Raw genomic sequence first — 20905 nt, forward strand, 5'->3', positions numbered from 1 at the left:
GACCTATGCACGCAACACCAATTGACGTATTAGCCCGCGCAGTGCCGCAGGCTTTACTGGTTTAGCCAAAAGCTGATAGCCACTATCCTCAACTTGGCCACGTATTTCAGCACTGTTATCTGCACTGATCACCACTGCGGGCAAACGGGTATGCCAGTGATAATTCAGTGCCTGCAGCAACTCCAAGCCGGTTTCGCCGCCATCCAAATGAAAGTCCGCCAAAACAATATCCGGTGCCGTATCTAAGCGCCACTGCGCCAAGACCTCACCGAGATTGGCGCCGGTAAACACCTTGCACCCCCACTGGCTGAGCAAGGCATGCATACCCGCGCGAATAGCGACTTCATTGTCGATACACAGCACACTGATTCCCGCCAATTCCGATTGCAAGTTAGGCGAATCAGCAATAAAACGGCGCTCCTGCCGCTGGCCCAGTGGCACTCGGATAGCAAATACACTGCCGTGACCCTCAATAGAGTCCAGCGACACTTCATGGCCCAGCAAGCGACTAATTCGTTGCACAATAGAAAGCCCGAGACCAAGGCCCGTTTCAGCATCATTGTGGTCGACACGCTGACCGCGTTCAAACTCATCAAACACCCGCTGCTGATCCAGCGCCGATATACCTGGCCCCGTATCCCAAACCTGAATTAAGACACTATCGCCACTGCGCCGACACCCCAGCAACACACGGCCAGTTCGGGTATAGAGCAGGGCGTTAGACAGGAAGTTTTGCACAACCCGCCGCAATAATTGCTGATCACTGTAAACCCACACATTGCTCGGTCTAAAATGCAGAGCCAAGCCATTTTGCTCGGCAAGTAGGCCGCACTCCCGCGCTAATGGCTCAAGCAGGTCTCTTAAACAAAAGTCGCGGCGATCTAACCGTATATTTCCCGAGTCTAAACGGGCGACTTCCCGCAGCGAGGTAATCAGGTTCTCGGCGCCGGTCAAGGCCGCGTCAATATGCCCCACCTCCGCAGCCAACTCAGTCGCCGCAGTGCGGTGGGCCAATGCCGCAGTAAACAAGCGCGCCGCACTAATCGGCTGCAATAAATCGTGACTGGCCGCCGCCAGAAAACGGCTTTTACTGGCGTAAACGGTATTTAATTCCCGTTCAATTTTGGCCCGCGCCTGATTCTCATGGGCCAGCGAGTCATTCGCGGCGCTCAATGCGGCGGTGCGCTCAACTACTCGTCGCTCTAACTGATTTTTGGTTTCATCCAGTTCATTGAACATGCGGCGATATTCGCTTATATCGGTGTAGGTCGTTACATAGCCGCCGTTGGCCATTGGCGTTCCGCATATTTCAATCACCAAGCCATTGGGCAAACTCCGCTCTAACCGATAGGATTTGCCGTCGCTGAGTAGCGCCAAGCGCCGAGCAATAGCGGCATCCACATCGGTATCGGCATTTTGCAAATAGCCCCGCTCAGCATTGAATTGATAAACCCGCGAAATGGGGCAACCGATATACAGTAAGCGTTCCGGAAACCCAAATAACTCCATATAACGGCTATTCCACGCCACTAAGTCCAAATTAGCGTCGACCACGCTAATGCCCTGAGGAACGGTCTCAAGGGTAATTTGCAGCAAATCTTGGCCAAACTGCAGTTGTTTAGAGCTATCGCCAATGAGAAGCACAAACTCATCTAGCTCTAAAGGCTTCTTACGTTGTAACAAATCCAAGGTGCGGTGCGCCGACACGGCACCCACTATCGCCGCCAGTGCCGACTCAACTTCCTTCACAACAAAGCTCGGCACCGGATCATTCGGCAATAAGCGCTGCCCCAGGCGATGCTCAAAACGCTGCCATAATTGCTGACTGCGCTCGCGCCCTAATAGCGGCGTTAGCATGCGTTGCAATTGCCAGCTTTCAATTTTAGTCAGGGCAAAATCGGCTTTTTGGTAGGCCCAATCCCGCTGCAATTGGGTAAAGGCCCGCGCCTGACGCAATTCAATCGCCCGAAACCGGCTAAACCCCGACACCAACGCAAAACTCAGGCAGTTAAGCAGTAAGCTCCAAAACACGCCGTGACTCAGTGGATCGAGGAAATCTACCCCGAATAACGCCTCCGGCCGCAACCACTGCGAACCCAACAAGCCCTCCGCCAGCAAGGGGTGTAAAGGCCCCACCAAGGCCGGTAGCAACAAGCAGTAAAACCACAGCGCGCCACCCACAAACAAGCCAGTGATCACACCGCGGGAATGCGCCCTCGGCCAATACAAAGCCGCAATGATAGCCGGCAGTAATTGCGCTGCGGCGGCAAATGACAATAGCCCGAGTGACGCCAAGCCCGCGCGATTATTCAGCTGCTGCTCCAAAAACCACGCCGCGAGCAACACCGCTGCTATTGCGGCGCGACGCGCCTTTTGCAGCCACTTAGCATTAATACTGTGGGCGCGATTAAAAAACTGCCAAAGTGGCACCATCCATTCATTACAAATCATCACCGACAAGGTCACACAGGCCACTATCACCATGCCCGTTGCGGCTGACAAACCACCCAGCATTGCCACTACAGCCAAGCTATTACTGCCTGCTGCCAGCGGCGCGGTCACCACAAACATATCGGCGCTGCCACTATAAGGCGACAAGCCCCCCCCCTAATAGCGACTGCCCGAGTACCGCTATTGGCGCGATCATGATACAAAACAGCGCGAGGTAGGCGGGGAATATCCAACGGGCAAGGCGCATATCCCGACGGCTATGATGTTCGACTACCATCACGTGAAATTGCCTTGGCAGACACACAATTGCCGCCGCCGCCAACACCAGCTGAGTGATAAAATTAATCGGCTCTGGCCAGCCCCCTAATTGGCCGTAATCAAGGACAAGGTCCTTCGCCTCTGCGCCAAATACCAAGCTGATCGCAAACACCCCAACCGCAAGAAAAGCAATGAGTTTAACCACAGACTCAACCGCTATCGCGGCCATCAAGCCCCGGTGGCGGTGGCGCTTATCCACTACCCGGGTGCCAAACGCCACCGTAAAAACCACTAAAATTAAGGCGGCTATAAAACTGGTGCTGCTGTGATTTTCAATTAAACTGGGTTGCCACAGGCGCTGCACCGTCAACCAGGCTTGAGTCACGGCTTTTAATTGCAGGGCGATATAAGGCAAGCTGCCAACCACCGCAATAAATGTCACCAAGGCGGCAAGAAACTGGTGTTTGCCATAGCGGGAACCAATGAAGTCAGCAATCGAGGTCACTCTATTGCGGGTGCTCACTACCGACAGGCGGCGAATAAACGGCCACGCCAAAATAAACAGCAAAATAGGCCCAAGGTAAATTGGGACAAATGACCAGCCGTCATTAACCGCCTGGCCAACTGCGCCAAAAAAGGTCCAAGAACTGCAGTACACCGCCAGCGACAAGCTATACACCAGGGCACGCAGCAACGACGAGCGCTGGGTATGCCGGTCAGCCCACCACGCGATTAAAAACAAACAACCGACGTAACTAAACGCCAGTAACACAACCCACTGGTTTGCCAGCACCTGCCCTCTCTACGCCGGAAAACGACGATATGTTTGCGAACCCCCACAGTCTAGCCCAGCGCGGCGCCAGCGGTATTGGACAATAGTCGACATATCGCCACAAAGGCAAAAAAGCACCGCGCAAGACCCGCACTTGGTGAGATTTACAGTATTAAACCTTTCCCTTACTGCCACTGATGCGTAACATTCGCTCTCCAGAAATCAGGGCCATTGCACCTGTGCAAGCCCCCTGAACACACTCAATACATCAAGCCGTACCCAAAATATATGTCTACTATTTTTATCGCTGGCCAACGCTGGATTAGCAACCCGGAGCCCGACCTAGGTTTGGGCATTATTCTAGAAGCGCAAAATCGTCGTGTCATTATCGCGTTTCCCGCGGCAGAAGAAGAGCGCACCTACGCGGCTGCCGCTGCCCCGCTGTCCAGAGTGCTATTCCAAGTTGGTGATGATATAGACGTACCGGGGCAAGGCCGTCTTGTCGTCACCGAGCTGCAAGAACACAGCGGCTGCTTTGTGTATTTTGCGAAAGACGAAAACGGTGACATTCATCCCGTGCCTGAGCAAATTCTGAGCGCCAACATCAAGCTCAGCAATGCCAAAGAACGCCTACTGGCGGGTCAAGTTGAACACCACCGCCGCTTTGAACTTCGCGCCGCTACGCTAGAACAGCAAAATACCTGCAAAGCCGCCAGCACCTTGGGCTTGCTCGGTCCCCGAGTTCAACTTCTACCCCATCAGCTGTACATCGCCGCAGAAGTTGCCAGCCGCGCCGCGCCGCGGGTATTGCTCGCCGATGAAGTGGGTTTGGGTAAAACCATCGAAGCGGGCCTCATTATTCACCAGCTTCTGCTGTTGGAGCGCGCCAAGCGCGTACTAATACTGCTACCAGACAGCCTGGTACACCAGTGGCTGGTCGAGATGTTGCGCCGCTTCAACCTGAAATTTAGTATTTTCAATGAAGCCCGCTGCCAGCAAATTGACCAGTACGAAGACGACCCAAGCAGCATATTCTTTGACGAAGAAGAGTCCAAAGAAAAAGAAGAGAACCCCTTTGAAGAAGCCCAGCTGGTCATTTGCCCGCTGAGCTGGATCAGCTCCCACGATCGCCGCCAAGGCCAGCTCATGGAAGCCGGTTGGGACGTACTCGTGGTTGACGAAGCCCACCACCTGCACTGGCAGGAAGACGGCAGCAGCTCCGCCGAATACCAATTGGTCGAACGCCTCAGCGCCGAGATACCCAGCGTACTGCTGCTGACTGCAACCCCAGAAAATGCCGGTATCGACGGCCACTTCGCCCGGTTGCGCTTGCTCGACCCGGCGCGCTACCCAAGTTTAGAGGCGTTTCGCGCTGAGCAAAATCAATACGAGGGCATTAGCGAGCTAATTCAAGGCTTGCTCGACAGCCCCGCCGAATCATTGGCCGACGCTGGCTTCACCGCGAAACTCAGCGAACTGCTCGAGCCAAAGCAACTCGCCGCCCTAGCAAGTCATGCCGACACCGACACGATTGAAAAAGTAGTGCGCGACCTGCTTGACCGCTTCGGCACCGGCCGCATGTTATTCCGTAATACTCGCGCATCGGTAGGCGGTTTTCCACAGCGCGTCTTACATGAACACCCCCTCGACGCACCAGCAGAATACCAAGCTGCACTCGGCCTCGTCGACGAAGAGTCGGCACTGCACCCGGAGCTCTTATTGGGGGATGCATGGATTAAACTCGACCCCCGCGTAAGCTGGGTAGAGAAATTCTTGCTGCAACACCCCGACGACAAAGTCCTACTGATTTGCAGCGGCAAGAACACCGCCCAAGACTTGGAATTACAACTGCGAGTCCGCCGCGGCATCGCCAGCGCACTCTTCATTGAAGATCTTAGCCTCATTGAGCGCGATCGCGCCGCCGCCTATTTTGCCGACCCCGAAGACGGCGCCCAAGTGCTGATCTGTTCAGAAATTGGCAGCGAAGGCCGCAACTTCCAGTTCGCCCAGCATTTGATCTTATTCGACCTGCCGCTTAATCCAGACTTGCTAGAACAGCGCATTGGCCGCTTAGATCGCATCGGCCAACTCGGCGACGTTAATCTGCATGTACCCTATTACCAAGGCAGCGGCCAAGATAAATTACTGAGCTGGTATCGCGATGCACTGGCCATCTTTAGCCAGCCCTGCACCGTCGGCAACGCCCTAATGTTAGAGTTTGGCCGCGAGCTTCTCGACGCTCTTGCTGGCACCACCCGCAATGACGCCTTCGCTGAGCTAATTAGTCGCGCCGCGAGCAAGTCAGAAGAACTACAGATTAGCCTGCGCAATGGTCGCAACCGCTTGCTGGAATTAAACTCCTGCAACCCAGCGCGCGCAGCCGAGTTAATTAGCTCATTAGAAACCGAGCAGCGCAGCGACAGCCTCGCCGAGTATGTGAATATTCTCTCTGACCAATTTGGTTTAGTGCACGAAGACCACAGCGACAATGCCGTGATTTTGCGCCCCGGCGACCACATGATTACCGAGGCATTCCCGCATTTGCCAGAAGACGGCATTACCGGCACCTTCGACCGCGACCGCGCACTAAGCCGCGAAGACATGGCCTACTTCAGCTGGGAACATCCGCTGATTAGCGGTGGTATGGACCTCATTATGTCCAGCGACTTTGGCAGCGCCACCGTTTGCACCATCGCCGTTAAAGGCTTAAAAGCCGGCACCCTATTATTAGAAGCGCTGTACAGCCCGGCCCTACAAGCGCCGCCGTGGTTGCAACTGCCCCGCTACTTACCGGCCCAGAGTTTCCGCCTCGTGGTCGACCACCAGCAGCGCAACCTCACCGCCAGTGTTGCTCATAAAAAATTAAACCAGCTCGCCCAAGGCATTAAAAAGACAGTCATGCCCGCCTTGCTCAGAGAAGTGCGCCCCAGCTTAACCGCCATGCTGCCGAATGTAGAAGCACTGGCCGAAGCCGCCGCCAAAGAGTGGATCAGCACTGCTCTAGACAATTACGGTAAAGATCGCAGCGCCGAGCGTCAACGTCTGCAAGCATTAATGAATCGCAATCCCCACATCAGCCCCGCTGAACTGGAAAGCTTTGACGCAGAAACACTACTAGGCAAAGATGCCCTAGCAGCAATGCAACTCAATATGTCGGCGCTGCGCCTTGCTATTGTTAGCCAATAAACGCACGCCTATTTAACGCTGGAGAAAATATGTATTTGTTTTCTATTAATGCCATCGCCAAAACTAGCCACGGTGAATTCACCGCTGGCGAATCAGCACCGTTTATTGTTTATATCGATTTCAAAGACATGTTCGGTGCAGAGAATCTAGCTAAGTTATTTGTCATGGCCGAGGGCTTCACCAAGGTTGAGATTGAAAAACGCAAACTCATCGACAATGCCCATATCCCAGACAATCCGGCGCTAGCAAAAGATCCCCAGATAATCGAAGCCCTCGCCAAGGGTTATTGCGTGCAGGCGTTTAGCGCGCACTGATTAGAAGTACCTTTACCAAATGTTAAACGACGCAAAAGCCCCTTTTTCAATAAGCTGTGCTTTTGCGTCTAATACCACTTCAAATCAACGCGCCGTATACCCCCCATCCATAATCAATTCCGACCCTGTCATATAGCTCGCATCATCTGACGCTAGAAATACAATACCCTTGGCAATTTCAGCTGCTTCGGCCATGCGTCCCATTGGGATACTCGCGACTACACGCTGGGCGAATGCCTCGGCATCGCTCGTGCTTAGGCGCGACAGTGCACCGCTCACCAGCGGTGTTGCCACATAGCCAGGATGCACAGAATTAACGCGTATGCCGTAGTCTTTATCGGCACAGTACAAAGCCACCGATTTGGTGAACGCGCGCACCGCACCTTTGCTGGCGTTGTAAGCCGGTAGCATTGGGTCGCCGACGATACCTTCTATTGATGAAATATTAACAATGCTGCCGCCCGATGCTTTCATTACCCGAATTGCTTCGCGAGTACCCAGGAAAACCGCGTCGTTATTGATGGTATTGGTTTTACGCCAGCCCTCGAGGGTTTCATCTTCAATGCCACAGATATTGGCGATACCGGCGTTATTAATGAGTATTTGCAAGCGGCCAAAGCGCGCAACAATGTCACTAACCACTCTATGCCACCGGGATTCATCGCAAACATCTAAGCGCATAAACACGGCCTGATGACCCGCCGCAATGAGTTCATTTGCAACGCGATTGCCGGCGGCTTCATCAATATCACTCACCACCACAATCGCGCCTGCCGCTGCCAAGCCCTTGCAGGTCGCCTCGCCAATACCAACGCCAGCGCCGGTCACCAACGCCACTTTATCGTTACAATCCATACAACCTCCAAGATTATGCAGCGCAAAAGCCGCCATCAACCGTTAGCTCAATTCCCGTTACATAGGAGCTGGCATCCGACGCCAAAAATAAGGCCGCATTGGCAATGTCTTGCACATTACCGAGCCGTCCCATAGGGATCATCGCAGACTTCAGCAGCGCCGCCGCCTCATCAACATTGGCAACAACGCCAATGTCGACAAAGTCTTGCAAGGCCTGGTCACCCATTGCTGTTTCAATCAACCCCGGATGCAGCGAGTTAACCCGCACACCATAACCAAATTTAGCGAACTCAACCGCGCTGTGCTTACTCAAGGAACGCACTGCGCCTTTGGTTGCGCCATAGATGCTGTGGCCGGGCACCCCCACTAAGCCGGCAATTGACGACAAATTGATGATTGATCCGCCGCTACCAAAGCAACCGCCAGGTTTCATGCTCTCCGCCGCAGTGCGAGTGCCGATAAATACAGACTCAATATTAATCTGGTTAATTTTACTGACTTGGGCAACAGTGTTGTTTTCAAGCATGCCGCCAATATAAATACCGGCATTATTGAGCAAAATATCCCAGCGATTTTTCCAGCCTTCCAGGGCGATTTTTAACGCCTCCCAATCAGCTTCGCTGGTAACATCTAAACGTATGGCTTTCGCCTGTAAGCCCTCGGCGTTGAGTTCAGCCGCAATGCGCTCGCAGGCCTCTACATTAATATCGCTGAGCATTACCGCCGCACCGGCCTGTGCAAACATTCGCGCACAAGCCTCGCCAATCCCTGCGCCCGCGCCAGTGACAACCGCGACCTTGCCCTCTAAGCCAAACACACCAAGCTTGTTACTCATAACTGTGTCCCTATTATTCTCATTTTACATTTATGCTTGCAGATATTTATCGGTAAAAAATACGCTAATTAATCGGCGATTTTCACTACCGCACGTCCGCGAATTTGACCCTGCAAAATTTTACCTGCAGCAGCGGGCACGTCGTCAAACGGAATATCCATCGTCAACGCTTCGAGCTTGGCCATGTCTAAATCCTTAGCCAATCGGCGCCACGCTTCTTCGCGTAAAGGCATGGGCGCGTGAACAGAATCCACCCCTAATAACGACACATTGCGCAGCGCAAAGGGCATCATATTTCCGGGTAAATCGAGACCCTGCGCCAAACCACAAGCCGTGACAACACCGCTATAGCTAAGCTGCGCGATGACGTTTGCCAAAGTGTGGCTTCCGCAAGAATCGACCGCCGCAGCCCAGCGAGTGGACTGCATCATTTCGCCGGGCTCAGAAAGCTCGGCGCGATTGATAACTTCTGTGGCACCAAGGCCTTTCAAGAATTCAGTCTCTTCGACACGACCAGTTGATGCCGTAACCCTATATCCCAACGCCGACAGCAGGGATATCGCCACAGTTCCAACACCACCTGAGGCGCCGGTAACCAGCACAACGCCAGACTCCGGCACCACGCCAAAACGCTCTAAGCGCATTACCGATAACATGGCTGTGTAACCGGCCGTACCAATTGCCATGGCCTGCCGTGTACTGATACCAGCCGGCAATTTCACTAAGTATTCGCCCTTGGTGCGCAAACGCTGGGTGTAACCCCCATTGTGGGTTTCTGAGCCGCCATAGCCGTTCAATACCACCTTATCACCAATATTAAAGCGCTCGTTATCAGAGCTCACCACAGTACCGGCCATATCGATACCGAGTATTAACTTTTCTTTTTGCACAATTGCCACGGCATCACTCATGGCCAAGCCGTCTTTATAATTTAATGTTGAGTATTCAACCGCTATTTCGACGTCGCCATCGCCAATCTCAGATGCTGACAACTGTTCAAAACCAACGGCCAACTTACCGTCCTGACGACGCGCCACAAGTGCTTTGTAGGTCTCATTCATTTTATTTTCCTCGTTATAGATTAAAAATTAATTTCTCAAACTGCGCAGCGCGCCGTTGGTCAAATAACGGTCGTAAATGGCGCTCTCATTCACCATCATATTTTGGTCACCACTCATGCTGGCCACTTGCTCTAGGCGTACCATCTTGCCCGATTGCACATCTAATGCGGAAATATGGACCCGCGACCAGTCCATGCGCTTGCCATCCACCACCCATTTACGCCATCTTCACACAGGCCGCAGGCAGGATCAAAAGAGCGAAATAGTTCACCGTGCGGGGCACCAAGTCACCCATCAGCGGTTGCGCATCAATACCAAACGGCGCGGCCTCGGCGTAACGCGCTTTAGCAGAAGCGATAGAGAGAATCTTATCGTGATCGACACCTGGCGACAAATCGATATCGCGGGTCAACTGCCAGACCTTCGCAAGTGTTTTAGAATTATAAATATCACCGTCTTTTGCTTTCACCATTAAAGTAAATGTTTAAGGGTTACCCAAATTTGGGTAACCCTTAAAGACTTGAATGAACGGGTCGTCTTTGAGAAGTAAATCAGATAAAATGGTTTTAAGCTCAACATTTTTCAAGCCCATTGCAAAATACAAAGTGACTATCGCAAACAAAAACCACGCTGGTTTCTATTCTCCAGAACAGCCATTGCTATTCTGTTTCTTATTGCATTCATGAAATTTAACTACCCCATACATTGCAAAGAGACACTACTTAAAATCTTTTAGCATTAATTATTATATCGCTAAGAGCGAACCCGCTCTTAAGCAATTCTAAAATCGATATTAGTCTTGAATAGCAGAATCGGTAATGATTATTACCGACCCTTTCACTGTTTATTTACGACAGTTTTATTTTATTTTTAGTTTACGAAGCTACGTCATAAACGTGATTTTTTTGTTCAATAAAAAACTCATAACAAAATCGAGATTGCGGCTTTTCTGAAGCGGTTTTAGGTATTTCAGACATCACCTGTATAAAGCTCGGTAGGTCGTTACGACCCAGCACTTCTCGACAGTGATTAACCAATATATCGGGATCAAACAATCTCGCTTCCACTGGCACAACGGCGGCGATAATATCCTTCTCACCCGGTGCACCGTTCAAAGATGGAATACCGTAAACAAACACGTCTTCTACATTTTCAAACTCAGCAATAATTTTCTCGATTCTGGCGACATCAACAAATTCGCCATTGCGACGAATTTCATCACCTTTACGACTATCAAAGTAATACCAACCGTCTTCGTCTTGATGGCCAATGTCACCCATGTACAGAACGCCGTCGCGGGTCTTTTTATCCGATGCTTCAGGGTTCTTATAATATTCAACCGCTAGCTTAGGCCCCACTGCAGCCTGAAATACAATCTCACCACGCTGACCTGGCGGACAGGTATTACCCTCCTCATCTACAATCCGGGCAATTAAACTTTCTGGTGGTTTGCCAATACTACCGACGGGGCCCGCACCAGGCGGATTAAACATCATGCCGCCCTCCGCTGCGCCATAAAATTCAAAGATTTTTACGTCGAATCGCTTACTGAAGTCATGCCAAACTGCACTGGGCATACCGGCACTTAGAATAAATCGGACCGGGTTATTCGCGTCATTCGCACGCACCGGCTCGCTGTAGATCGCGGTGGTCATGCCCCCCAACAAATTAAACGTTGTACAGCTATAAGCACGGCAAATATCCCAAAGGCGGGATTTGGTAAATTTACGGCTAATAACACCACGAAGCTCCATTTTCAGGATATTGCCCAAACTAATAAGCTGAGCATTGGCATGAGTAAGTGAAAGCCCGGTATAAGGACGGTCATCTGCATTGAGCCCAATCATCGGCCCAATAGATGCGACAGCGTCATAACGAGTGTAGGGAGCGCGAATGGCTTTAGGGTCGCCGGTGGTACCGGATGTGTAGAGCATTTGCATTGTTTCATCGGCACTTCGCACACGCCCTTCGGCTTCGTTCAGCGCAGCGTTAGCAATATCACTCCACTTCCGCAAACGGGAATCGCCACCGGGAAGCTTGCTTAACTCACCGCTCTTTAACACCCAGATCCAGCGTATTTGCGGCAAGTTTTTACATGCGGCCAACACATTGTTTAGGCAATAGTCAGCACATATCACGCCTTTGCAATCGGCCCAGCTAAGCATGTACTCCAAACGCTCACCATTGGTACGCGGATCGATAGGCACAAAAACCGTTGCGGCGAGAGAACTACCAACCATGCAATCGACAAATTCAGGATGATTTTGCATAACCAATGCAAAGCTATCGCCGGGCTCCATACCTTCGGCGCGCAATCCTGAATAGACGCGCTGCCCCTGCACCCAAAGATCCAGATACGTGCGTTTCTCCTGCTCAAAATCTCCACCGGGGAGCACGTTAACAAAGGTAAGAACATCTAAGTTTGGATTGGAATTTTTCTTATCTTCAATTAAGTTCGAAAATATTCTAAGGTCTCTCATATCCGATCCTTTTTATTCTTTTGACAAAATACTGAGTACCAGCGCCGCAGCATCCGTTCCGATATAGCCACCACCATTCTCTGCCAGCGCCACCCTGGCGCCACTGACCTGACGCGGCCCTGCCTCGCCACGCAATTGCATTACTAACTCAACAATTTGCGCTGCGCCGGTAGCGCCAATAGGGTGACCCTTGCGCATTAAACCGCCAGACGTGTTTACCGGCACACGACCACCTAGCGAAGAGGCACCACTGGCCACAAATTCGCCACCTGCACCACTCTCACACAAGCCGAGGTACTCATAGTACTTAATTTCAGAAATCGCAGAGGCGTCGTGTAGCTCAACACAGCTAATATCTTCCGCGCCCATTCCAGCCTGATCGTACAGTTCAGCTACCGCACTAGAAACCATTGGCAACTCGCCCTCAGCTGCATCCCAACCGCTATTTAGGCTCGATGCGTTCACGCGGATACAGCGCTGCTTACCAATTTTGTTGGCGTATTTTTCACTAACAACAATGACCGCTGCCGCGCCGTCACCAATTGGAGCGCACATTGGCAAGGTCAAGGGTGAAACAATCTCGCGTGCAGCGAGAACATCATCAACTGTTATGACGTTTCTAAACTGCGATTTTGGATTAAGGCTGCCATGCATCGAATTCTTCGCTGACACGGCGGCCAATTGTTCCCGCGTTGTGCCGTATTGATGCATATGTTCCCGCGCCCAGGTAGCGTAAATATCAATAAAAATAGATCGACTGCTGCCGGCGCCGGACATATCTAGGGATTGCCCAATAGCCTCATTGCGCGCTTTTAAACGCGCGGTAATCGCGTCGGTTTGCGTGACATCAATTGACCCAGTAAATACCGAGAAGGTTTTGTTCTTATCTTCGTGGTAAAGCTTTTCATAACCGCAGACTAGAACCGCGTCATAGACCCCCAAGGTGACCATGGTGCAGGCTTGCTGAAATGCGGTTGCCGATGTCGCGCAGGCATTCTCGACATTGATTACCGGTATTTTACTGATGCCCATACTGCGCAAGGCAACCTGGCCGGGCACACAGACTTGGCCTGTTATCACCGCACCGGCCGCATTACCCATATACGCGGCATTCAACTCTTCTTTAGCGATACCGGCGTCCTTCAGTGCATCCTTTATAGACGCACACGCCAGCTCGTTAAGCGTTTTATCCATAGCGTTGCCAAACGGCGTCATACCGACGCCGGCAACATAAGCTTTCTGCTTCACGAGTTCACCGCCTTATGCCAGTTTTTCATTATCGATGAGGTAACTACCACCCTTGATGGCTAGCATTTCATTACAGCCGTCTTCGATAAGCGATGCGCGTGCATCCCTAAGCATTTTTTCTAGAGGATATTCCTTTGTCAGGCCATTGCCACCAAAGATCTGCAGTGCATCGCTTGTCACTTCAAAGGAGTGCTGGGTACCCGTGGTTTTTGAAAACATTGCAGCGCACAACGACGGGGTCGCCAATTGCGGATCATTGTTAAAGTTAAGGCCTCGACGAGTAACTGCGCGCGAAAGCTCAACTTTTCTAAACATGTGAAAAAGCCGGCTACGTACTGATTGGTGTTTGATAATAGGCACGCCACCCGCAACACGCTCATGCGCATAATCCAACGCCAGATCAGCCGCCGCTTGCGACAGACCAGTAAATGTCGCGCCCATCAACGCATTGGCTTCAGCGTGAATGCAATACACAGCGCGCTGATAATCTTCGGGGCCAGCAAGTAAATACTTGCGTGGAATACGCACATTATCAAAGAATATTTCACCTTGATTTAAGGCGCGCTGACCGAGTTTATCTAATGGTTTGCCACGACTAATACCGGGCAGGTTCATCGGAAATACCAGAGCACAGCCTCCGCTTACTGACGGCCCATTTCCCGAATCGGCGGCGCAATAGATAATACATACTTCAGCAATAATGCCATTGGACACCCACGCAGACTTCTGACCATTTAAAATAATATCGTCGCCGGTTAGATCGGCCACTAAGTTTGGCCGACCATAGGAGCTACCGGGGTAAACAATCTGACCACTCGGATCGAGCATATCGCTGCCGTGATCCGGCTCAGTGATCCCCCAGCAACCCAGCATGGCGTCGGGAAACTCCTCTAATAAGTCTTTGCGTCCGAACTTCGCACACAGCCATTGCGGCAATATGCCCGCGCCAACTGATATCGCTAAGCCGGCGTCGCCGTAGCCCAACTCTTCGAAAAGAATAGAGAACAACAGAGCCGCTTCTTGAGGCTCCATTTCACCCAATCCTTCCACTGTAACGCCAAGCTCTAAGTATTTTTTTCGAAACTCCCAGAACGGCGAATCCTTCGCTATAGCTTCTTCTGGCGTCATTCGGTCAAGCTTTATTCCTATCGGTCGAGCCACATTCAACGCGAAGCTTCGCAAGATTTGCTGAAACTCAGCAATGTGTTCGGGCAAGGTTGCCTCAGCACCCGTAACGGTTAACTTACCCTTTGGCGTTGCATCCCATTGGTAGATCGGCGCCGCTACGTTTCTATAGTCAGTGGCTGACGAAAGATTAAGTTCTTGGGCTGATTGAGTAGACATGGTTCACCTCTATTCTTATGGTTTTTATCAAAATTCAAAATCAGGTGACCATACTATCGGCGCAAGTTAAGAAGTTAGATGTTTACAGAGGACAATATGATTGTTAATTTACGACAGCCCTAAAAATCATAAGAAGAGATTCCAACCATGGAGCTAAGGTCATCATTAAGCACCCCCCCTGCCAGGCACCTTAGCTACGGGCTCAACCCGTTGATATCTTTATTAAAGGAATACAAGCTCGATCCAGCTCCTATGTTAGATATTGCAGGCATCCCTGCGCAGGCACTCGAAGACCCGACTTATGAACTCACACCGCACCAAGAATTAAGTTTTACCACAGAGGTAATTAGAGGGATTAATATTCCGGAAATTGGCTTAATCGTTGGGGGGCGCTATCACTTATCCGCATACGGCTTATTAGGCCTCGCCGTGATGACCAGCGAAAACCTACTCTCGGGCATGACGGTGCTGTATAAAAACATATTAATGACATGGACTTATATGTTTTGGAATACCACGGTTCGCGGCGACCGTGCCTATGTTAGCCTAGAAAAGCTTCGCGACCTCGGCGGCAGCTATCAATATATGATTGACCGCGGCCTCGTTGCATCCCACATGATATTCAAAGAAGCCCTAGGGCAAGACTTACCGGTTCTAGAAGTGCATTTAAAGCAATCTAAGCCCTCATATGCAGACGCATACACCGCGTATTTTAAGTGCCCGGTACACTTTAATTCTTCAGAAAATTACTACGCGTTTGACAGTAAATTGCTATACCAGCCCTTAGCTCAGTCCGAGCCGGAAACCGCCAGAATATACGGTAAGCAATGTGAGAAAATATGCTTACAACTCTCCCGAAACAGCGCTTTTTCCGATATTGTGCGCAACCAAATATTGTCATCGCCACGGGAAATTTTCACCCTAGAAACTATTGCAGACCGCTTGAACATGACTGCACGCACCGTACAGCGCAAGCTCAGCGCAGAAAGCACTAGCTATAAAGACATACTTGAAGATGTGCGCCACAATCTTGCTATAGAATATTTACAAAGCACCACCTTCACGATAGAAGAGATTGCAGTGCGATTAGGTTATTCAGACTCCTCCAGTTTCTGCCATGCCTACAAGCGCTGGACGGGCGTTAATCCCAGTGATTTACGTCATCGAGATTCAGCAATGAAGGCCGAACGGAAATCAGACGGCGAGGTGCCCGCCCAGCGCCGAAAGGCATGAGAGAAATGCGCGGGGTCACTATAGCCCAGCAATATCGACATTTGCTCGACACTGATGTTGGTCGTATACAAATACTCTCGGGACAACTCAAAGCGCAAGTCATCTAGTATTTTCTGGTAACCAACTCCGTGAGCCGAGAGCTTACGTCGCAATGTTCTCCCAGACATATTAAATTTACTGGATATCTCCTCAATATTCGGAAAATAGCCCGGGCGCAAAAGTATTAGCTCGCGCACCTCATCAACAATATTATACTCTTCCGTCAACCGCGCCTTTAGGCGCTCGCACCGTTCAATACAGAGACTCGCAGTGTCGCTATCGCACTGCAGAACGGGAATATCCAGCAATTCGGCCGGAAATATCAAGGCATTGTCGTCGGCATTAAAACTCACTGGGCATTGAAAATATTTCTCATATTCAAACACTGGTGCCGAGGCGGCGCTACGTAAAGTCGCTGAATGCAGACGAAAATCGTCACCCATAAGGCCACGAAGAATCATGAGTGTGGCAATCATTTCACGCTCGTTGAGCATTGCGATATCGTCACTACCGTAGTCATTTGAAGTCATGTTCATGACTACATGACTCCCACAAAAGGCGAGACTGTGCTCGAAAAATGCAAAACTTAATTCCACATATTCGTAAGCCAGTTTCAGCGCATCACGAACCGTAGCCGCACTCATCAATGCATAACCATAGATTCCAAATAAACTCAGCGGGTAGCACGCACCCACCTTGAGACCTATGGCAGGGTTCGCCGTCGCCTTGCGGAGATTTCTTAGAAACATTAGCTCCTGACTCAAACTGACATGCTGCTCTGGCTTATTTAGAATCGACAAAGACAGCCCCGTACCCGTTAAAGCCTGGCCAACTGAAATGCCCTCTTCCCGCAATTTGTTGAGCGGAGCGAGAATTGTTTTTGCGGAATGGTATTTTGGCTTCATATCAAACTCTTTTCTTTTTAAGCTAGCACTGATGTCCGTTTTTCGCAAGACCTTGTCCGCATTTCGCATTCTTAGATTCTGCCGTATTCGTTACCTTAAATTACGACTAACGGCTATTGCTGTCGGTTTACGAAATTTGTCCACAAATAAAATAATGGAGAATAATCATGTCTGATTCACCACGCGTACTCATATACGGCGGCAGTGGCTACACTGGAAAACTAATCGCTGAATGCATGGCCTTACGAAATATGCCCTTCTATTTTGTGGGTAGAAGCAAAGAAAAACTGGAAGCGGCTTTGGCCATCGTGGAGGAGCGACTAGGGCGCAAAGCACCCGCAACAATTGTTCAGGCCGCTAATACTCGCGAAGAACTGTTACCGCTATTCAATAAAGTCGAGGTGGTCATCAATGTTGCAGGGCCCTTTATGCAACTCGCCTGGCCGGTAGTAGAAACCTGCCTAGAGACAAACTGTCACTACCTAGACACAACCGGTGAACAAGACTTCGTTATTGCCGTTCGCGACCAATACGGCAAAGCCTTTGCTGAGAAAAACTTATTACTTAGCCCAGCAAATAGCTATATGTGGTGTGCCGGGGCATTGGCCGCCGAAGTTGTATTGGAAACTGAGGGCGTCGACAGCCTCGACCTAACCTACCAAATTAATGACGCTCTGCCCTCTCAGGCTTCAACCAAGTCATTTCTTCGCATGGTGAACAACCCTCAATATTTATTGAAAAACAACGAAATGATTACTTGGCAGGGCGATCGTCATTTCACGATCAATGTCCCTCACATGTCGCAACCCGCACTGGCCTTACCGTGGAGCGGCGGCTGTGAGCCGGTTTGGTACGAACATGATGACCGTGTGATGAACTGCAAGGTGTTAACTGCCTTCGGAGACGAAATCATTGAAAACGTCGTCGCCCTCATTCATCGCTTCAACAAAGAATCGGTAGGCATGAATCAGGAGCAGAAGGAAATACTAACAAATCAATTTGGCGATGAAATGACGCCGGCTGAGCCACCCAAAGACAGCCCGGACATTCACCGCACCGTTATTACTTGTATCGGCCAAGGCCGTCAGGTGACAACGGTATTCCCGCTGTCATTAAACGCGCCATACACCTTTACTGGCGAAATATGTACAGAGGCGACCGAGCGCTTACTTAATGGTGAGATCAAAGCAGTTGGCTTCCAATCCGCTGCCGGGGCATTTGGTCACCGGGAACTTATTGAGAAATTCCATAAGCTTGGATATATGAACAATCCTTGGCTTTAAAAATACGTAAATCAGTTTAAATAAACAGCTAGCTTGGTTTGAGGGCCAAGCTAGCGTAAATACAATTATCGTCGGCGCCACTAACTCGCGACACCCCATCCATGAATGACTATTCCAGAGAACGCCATACCACCGCAAAGAACATAGCGAAGATCAGATCGGCGATAACCAGCACGCCAAATCCGACAGGCGCGTCAAATAGCATAATATCGATCCATGCAATTGAGAAAACGACTAATTTTCCGATGCAGCCCATCCATACAATATCTTTGTGAAGCGATGGATCCCTTGATATAACCCAATAACCTATACCAAACACCAATACCAGACCGGCAAATTGATGCAACCACGGCAAGACCTCAGCACTTAGCGAGTCACTCATCATTAAAATATTGAATAACAGCTGCGGCGCAAATAGCAGAGCAAATGCAGCAGAGAAATTAAACAGCGCGGAGAATTGGAAAAATCTCCGCCACGCACTACTATTTTTCATGTAATTGAGCTCCCGCTATTTTTTTATGATTTTTATTAACCCGATCCATTATTGCTCGGCCATTAAAAAGTGCCCAAGGAATAACCAGCCCCGACTGCGCCTTATACTCTGCCCACCCGGGATGACGAGAAATGGCATTATCTTTACCTTTCATTCGCGCAAGAAAGTAAATCGCCATATACCCATAAATTACCCAGGCAATCCAGTGGCTCGCTAGCAGAGCATATGCAGCATACAACATAAGCTCACCGAGATAATTTGGATTTCGAGTATAGCGGTACATTCCCTCGCGAATGAGTCCAGGCTGACTCCGATACTTCAGTATCCAGTGACGCTGGCCATCACCCGCAATCATGGTAACCACCCCAAGGGTGTGGATAGCTATCGCGGTAAACAATATAAAACCAGACGGTTCAAGGCCCCTTGCAATGAACAGCCACGGCATCAACCAGTACCACGCGATCAGCAATATGTACAGATTTATAAAGCCGAGAAGGCTGAGCTTATTTTCTAATTGGTGATCCCGAAAACCCAAATCCTTGATTAGCCAGCAATAGCCATAAATGCCGTGTAGACCAAGAAAAACCCAGGCGCCTACGCTAAAATTTGCGTAATAGCTCATCATGGCGTAAATAATAAAAAGCGTAAAAATTTTGTGCAAGTTCACCGCCCACGCCACTTTCATAAAGGGGCGTCCTGGCGCATTAAAAATACTGATATCGGCAAACGCTAGAAAAAACCTTGCCCAAAACGGTATAGGCTCCCGTGTCACAGTTGTCATACTGACCTCATCTTATGGTTTTATTAGATACCCATACGCTACGCTGACCCGCAATAATTAAAATAGCAGCGCACGACGACTTCACTGTTAATTCACGACAAGCAATATATTAGGCTGCAGCCGGACCCATGCAGTGCTAGGAATAGCGCTTATCTGCCCGCGAGTTGACGCCGTGATTGAGTGGCCATGACTACATAATCGTTCAACACGGCTTGTAATTATTGAGGTATCGCGCAGTCTTCCAGAATACCACTAGCAGTAGTTTCGACAAATTAGCGGAAATGATTACCCATCAAATAAGTATGCGGTTATGATCCCCTCATAGACCTACACCATATTTCCGCTGTCACATTTCTTTCATATAAACCCGCTACTCTCGGCGCAGTGAATTTGAATTGCCGACCGATGTTAATCGGCCATGATCTTGATAGGAGAATATGACTAAAAAGGTAATACTAGTCGTGCTTGACGGCCTAGCCTATAACGCGGCCGAGCAATGTATGGGTTATCTCCAGGGTTTAAAGGCACAGGGCGCAACTACATTATATAAACTCCAGTGCGAACTGCCGTCTAAGTCGCGGCCGCTGTATGAAACAATTCTAACTGGCGTGCCCCCGGTACTTAGCGGCATTGTGCATAATGACGTCACCCGCAATTCTAACCAACAAAGCGTCTTCAGCTTAGCGCGCGAGTCAGGCCTCAGCACCGCTGCGGCGGCATTCCACTGGTTTAGCGAACTGTACAACCATAGCCCCTATGAACCTATACGAGACCGCCATACCGACGATTTGGCATTATTGATTCAGCACGGCTGTTTTTATCACGGCGATCATTATCCAGACAACTATGTTTACCTTGATGCAGAATCCATAAGAATTCGGCACGATCCGGACTTTTTACTGATACACCCGATGAATATCGACAATGCCGGTCATAGCGCGGGCGCTGACAGCGCCCATTACCGCAATACAGTGCGCATTTCAGACGGCGAGATATCTAAATACCTCCCGACATGGATCGCCGAAGGCTATCAAATATTGATCACCTCTGACCACGGCATGAACGGTGACAAGAGTCACGGCGGCATTCTCCCGGAGGAGCGTGACATCCCTTTATTTGTGATCGGCGATGGCTTCTCCCACCAGCCGGACGCGGCGCCTAAGCAAACCGAACTCTGTGGGTCTATTTGTGAATTACTCGGCATTGCCAATCATAACAAACCCGTGGCTAACAAGACCTTGCGTAATACACACGCAATTGAAAAGCCATATATCACCGCAGCGATTTAACACTTTACTGACTTGAATCTACGCGCCCTTAAGCAGAACCGCTGTCGCGCACATACTGAAATATTTGCGCTACAAAAC

18 protein-coding genes are annotated in these 20905 nt (G+C 50.3%); 5 read left to right on the forward strand and 13 right to left on the reverse strand.

The features are described from left to right. Positions 1-3 precede the first annotated feature (3 nt). A complete protein-coding gene (locus HNQ57_RS11240; RefSeq protein ID WP_244966180.1) occupies positions 4-2598 on the reverse strand; it encodes a hybrid sensor histidine kinase/response regulator in 2595 nt (864 codons plus the stop codon). After that, positions 2585-3502, reverse strand: a complete 918-nt coding sequence (locus HNQ57_RS17880) for an SLC5/6 family protein (RefSeq protein ID WP_244966181.1) — start codon at positions 3500-3502, stop codon at positions 2585-2587. The genes HNQ57_RS11240 and HNQ57_RS17880 overlap by 14 nt, the downstream gene beginning before the upstream one ends. Positions 3503-3769: 267 nt before the next feature. On the opposite strand from HNQ57_RS17880, the gene rapA reads away from it, so the two are divergent. Both rapA and HNQ57_RS11250 read left to right on the forward strand, forming a co-directional pair. Then, entirely contained in the window at positions 3770-6667 is a 2898-nt protein-coding gene (gene rapA, locus HNQ57_RS11245) for an RNA polymerase-associated protein RapA (RefSeq protein WP_184463045.1), read from the forward strand. 29 nt (positions 6668-6696) lie between these two features. Beyond that, a complete protein-coding gene (locus HNQ57_RS11250; protein WP_184463047.1) occupies positions 6697-6981 on the forward strand; it encodes a hypothetical protein in 285 nt (94 codons plus the stop codon). Between the two features lie 84 nt (positions 6982-7065). Here HNQ57_RS11250 and HNQ57_RS11255 read toward each other — a convergent pair whose 3' ends face one another. The 8 genes from HNQ57_RS11255 to HNQ57_RS11285 all read right to left on the reverse strand — a co-directional run bounded on the left by HNQ57_RS11255 (position 7066) and on the right by HNQ57_RS11285 (position 14804). After that, positions 7066-7836: a glucose 1-dehydrogenase gene (locus HNQ57_RS11255; RefSeq protein WP_184463049.1), complete on the reverse strand. Its 771-nt coding sequence runs from the start codon at positions 7834-7836 to the stop codon at positions 7066-7068. Between the two features lie 13 nt (positions 7837-7849). Continuing rightward, positions 7850-8671 (reverse strand): SDR family NAD(P)-dependent oxidoreductase, encoded by an 822-nt coding sequence (locus HNQ57_RS11260; protein WP_221301679.1) that lies wholly within the window; start codon positions 8669-8671, stop codon positions 7850-7852. A gap of 68 nt (positions 8672-8739) precedes the next feature. Beyond that, positions 8740-9732, reverse strand: coding sequence for an MDR family oxidoreductase (locus HNQ57_RS11265; protein WP_184463051.1), 993 nt, complete (start codon positions 9730-9732; stop codon positions 8740-8742). A 27-nt stretch (positions 9733-9759) separates the two neighbouring features. Further along, positions 9760-9927, reverse strand: coding sequence for a hypothetical protein (locus HNQ57_RS11270; RefSeq protein ID WP_221301680.1), 168 nt, complete (start codon positions 9925-9927; stop codon positions 9760-9762). A 22-nt stretch (positions 9928-9949) separates the two neighbouring features. Beyond that, positions 9950-10204, reverse strand: a complete 255-nt coding sequence (locus HNQ57_RS17720; RefSeq protein WP_221301681.1) for a hypothetical protein — start codon at positions 10202-10204, stop codon at positions 9950-9952. A 403-nt stretch (positions 10205-10607) separates the two neighbouring features. Next, positions 10608-12212, reverse strand: coding sequence for an AMP-binding protein (locus HNQ57_RS11275; RefSeq protein ID WP_184463053.1), 1605 nt, complete (start codon positions 12210-12212; stop codon positions 10608-10610). Positions 12213-12224: 12 nt separating this feature from the next. Continuing rightward, positions 12225-13460, reverse strand: a complete 1236-nt coding sequence (locus tag HNQ57_RS18185) for a thiolase family protein (protein ID WP_184463054.1) — start codon at positions 13458-13460, stop codon at positions 12225-12227. Positions 13461-13472: 12 nt separating this feature from the next. Beyond that, the gene (locus HNQ57_RS11285; RefSeq protein ID WP_184463056.1) at positions 13473-14804 is read right to left on the reverse strand and encodes an acyl-CoA dehydrogenase family protein; all 1332 of its coding nucleotides are present in this window, start codon (positions 14802-14804) and stop codon (positions 13473-13475) included. 147 nt (positions 14805-14951) lie between these two features. Between HNQ57_RS11285 and HNQ57_RS11290 the strand changes: the two genes are divergently transcribed. Beyond that, entirely contained in the window at positions 14952-16037 is a 1086-nt protein-coding gene (locus HNQ57_RS11290) for an AraC family transcriptional regulator (protein ID WP_264299243.1), read from the forward strand. On the opposite strand, the gene HNQ57_RS11295 is transcribed toward HNQ57_RS11290, so the two are convergent. Beyond that, positions 15965-16981 carry an AraC family transcriptional regulator gene (locus HNQ57_RS11295; protein ID WP_184463060.1) on the reverse strand — a complete coding sequence of 339 codons (1017 nt, stop codon included), beginning with the start codon at positions 16979-16981 and terminating at the stop codon, positions 15965-15967. The genes HNQ57_RS11290 and HNQ57_RS11295 overlap by 73 nt on opposite strands. 167 nt (positions 16982-17148) lie before the next feature. Here HNQ57_RS11295 and HNQ57_RS11300 point away from each other — a divergent pair, with 167 nt between their 5' ends. Next, entirely contained in the window at positions 17149-18264 is a 1116-nt protein-coding gene (locus HNQ57_RS11300) for a saccharopine dehydrogenase family protein (protein WP_184463062.1), read from the forward strand. Positions 18265-18373: 109 nt separating this feature from the next. Here the strand turns inward: HNQ57_RS11300 and HNQ57_RS11305 are convergent, their stop codons facing one another. Beyond that, positions 18374-18757 carry a hypothetical protein gene (locus HNQ57_RS11305; protein WP_184463064.1) on the reverse strand — a complete coding sequence of 128 codons (384 nt, stop codon included), beginning with the start codon at positions 18755-18757 and terminating at the stop codon, positions 18374-18376. Then, positions 18747-19538 (reverse strand): methyltransferase family protein, encoded by a 792-nt coding sequence (locus HNQ57_RS11310; RefSeq protein WP_226968336.1) that lies wholly within the window; start codon positions 19536-19538, stop codon positions 18747-18749. The genes HNQ57_RS11305 and HNQ57_RS11310 overlap by 11 nt, the downstream gene beginning before the upstream one ends. Positions 19539-19975: 437 nt before the next feature. On the opposite strand from HNQ57_RS11310, the gene HNQ57_RS11315 reads away from it, so the two are divergent. After that, on the forward strand, positions 19976-20827 hold the full coding sequence (locus HNQ57_RS11315) for an alkaline phosphatase family protein (RefSeq protein ID WP_184463066.1): 852 nt from the start codon (positions 19976-19978) through the stop codon (positions 20825-20827). The last annotated feature ends 78 nt before the right edge of the window (positions 20828-20905 follow it).

This window comes from Zhongshania antarctica (assembly GCF_014202945.1).
GTDB classification, from domain to species: Bacteria; Pseudomonadota; Gammaproteobacteria; order Pseudomonadales; family Spongiibacteraceae; genus Spongiibacter; species Spongiibacter antarcticus.

What these genes read in the sequence shown, in the direction of transcription:
- HNQ57_RS11290 (WP_264299243.1), top strand. Translation starts at nt 14,952, where the DNA reads ATGGAGCTAAGGTCATCATTAAGCACCCCCCCTGCCAGGCACCTTAGC.
- HNQ57_RS11300 (WP_184463062.1), top strand. Translation starts at nt 17,149, where the DNA reads ATGTCTGATTCACCACGCGTACTCATATACGGCGGCAGTGGCTACACT.
- HNQ57_RS17720 (WP_221301681.1), bottom strand. Translation starts at nt 10,204, where the DNA reads ATGGTGAAAGCAAAAGACGGTGATATTTATAATTCTAAAACACTTGCG.
- HNQ57_RS11265 (WP_184463051.1), bottom strand. Translation starts at nt 9,732, where the DNA reads ATGAATGAGACCTACAAAGCACTTGTGGCGCGTCGTCAGGACGGTAAG.
- HNQ57_RS11310 (WP_226968336.1), bottom strand. Translation starts at nt 19,538, where the DNA reads ATGACAACTGTGACACGGGAGCCTATACCGTTTTGGGCAAGGTTTTTT.
- HNQ57_RS11295 (WP_184463060.1), bottom strand. Translation starts at nt 16,981, where the DNA reads ATGAAGCCAAAATACCATTCCGCAAAAACAATTCTCGCTCCGCTCAAC.
- HNQ57_RS11275 (WP_184463053.1), bottom strand. Translation starts at nt 12,212, where the DNA reads ATGAGAGACCTTAGAATATTTTCGAACTTAATTGAAGATAAGAAAAAT.
- HNQ57_RS11250 (WP_184463047.1), top strand. Translation starts at nt 6,697, where the DNA reads ATGTATTTGTTTTCTATTAATGCCATCGCCAAAACTAGCCACGGTGAA.
- HNQ57_RS11255 (WP_184463049.1), bottom strand. Translation starts at nt 7,836, where the DNA reads ATGGATTGTAACGATAAAGTGGCGTTGGTGACCGGCGCTGGCGTTGGT.
- HNQ57_RS11260 (WP_221301679.1), bottom strand. Translation starts at nt 8,671, where the DNA reads ATGAGTAACAAGCTTGGTGTGTTTGGCTTAGAGGGCAAGGTCGCGGTT.
- rapA (WP_184463045.1), top strand. Translation starts at nt 3,770, where the DNA reads ATGTCTACTATTTTTATCGCTGGCCAACGCTGGATTAGCAACCCGGAG.
- HNQ57_RS11315 (WP_184463066.1), top strand. Translation starts at nt 19,976, where the DNA reads ATGACTAAAAAGGTAATACTAGTCGTGCTTGACGGCCTAGCCTATAAC.
- HNQ57_RS11305 (WP_184463064.1), bottom strand. Translation starts at nt 18,757, where the DNA reads ATGAAAAATAGTAGTGCGTGGCGGAGATTTTTCCAATTCTCCGCGCTG.
- HNQ57_RS11285 (WP_184463056.1), bottom strand. Translation starts at nt 14,804, where the DNA reads ATGTCTACTCAATCAGCCCAAGAACTTAATCTTTCGTCAGCCACTGAC.
- HNQ57_RS11270 (WP_221301680.1), bottom strand. Translation starts at nt 9,927, where the DNA reads ATGGACTGGTCGCGGGTCCATATTTCCGCATTAGATGTGCAATCGGGC.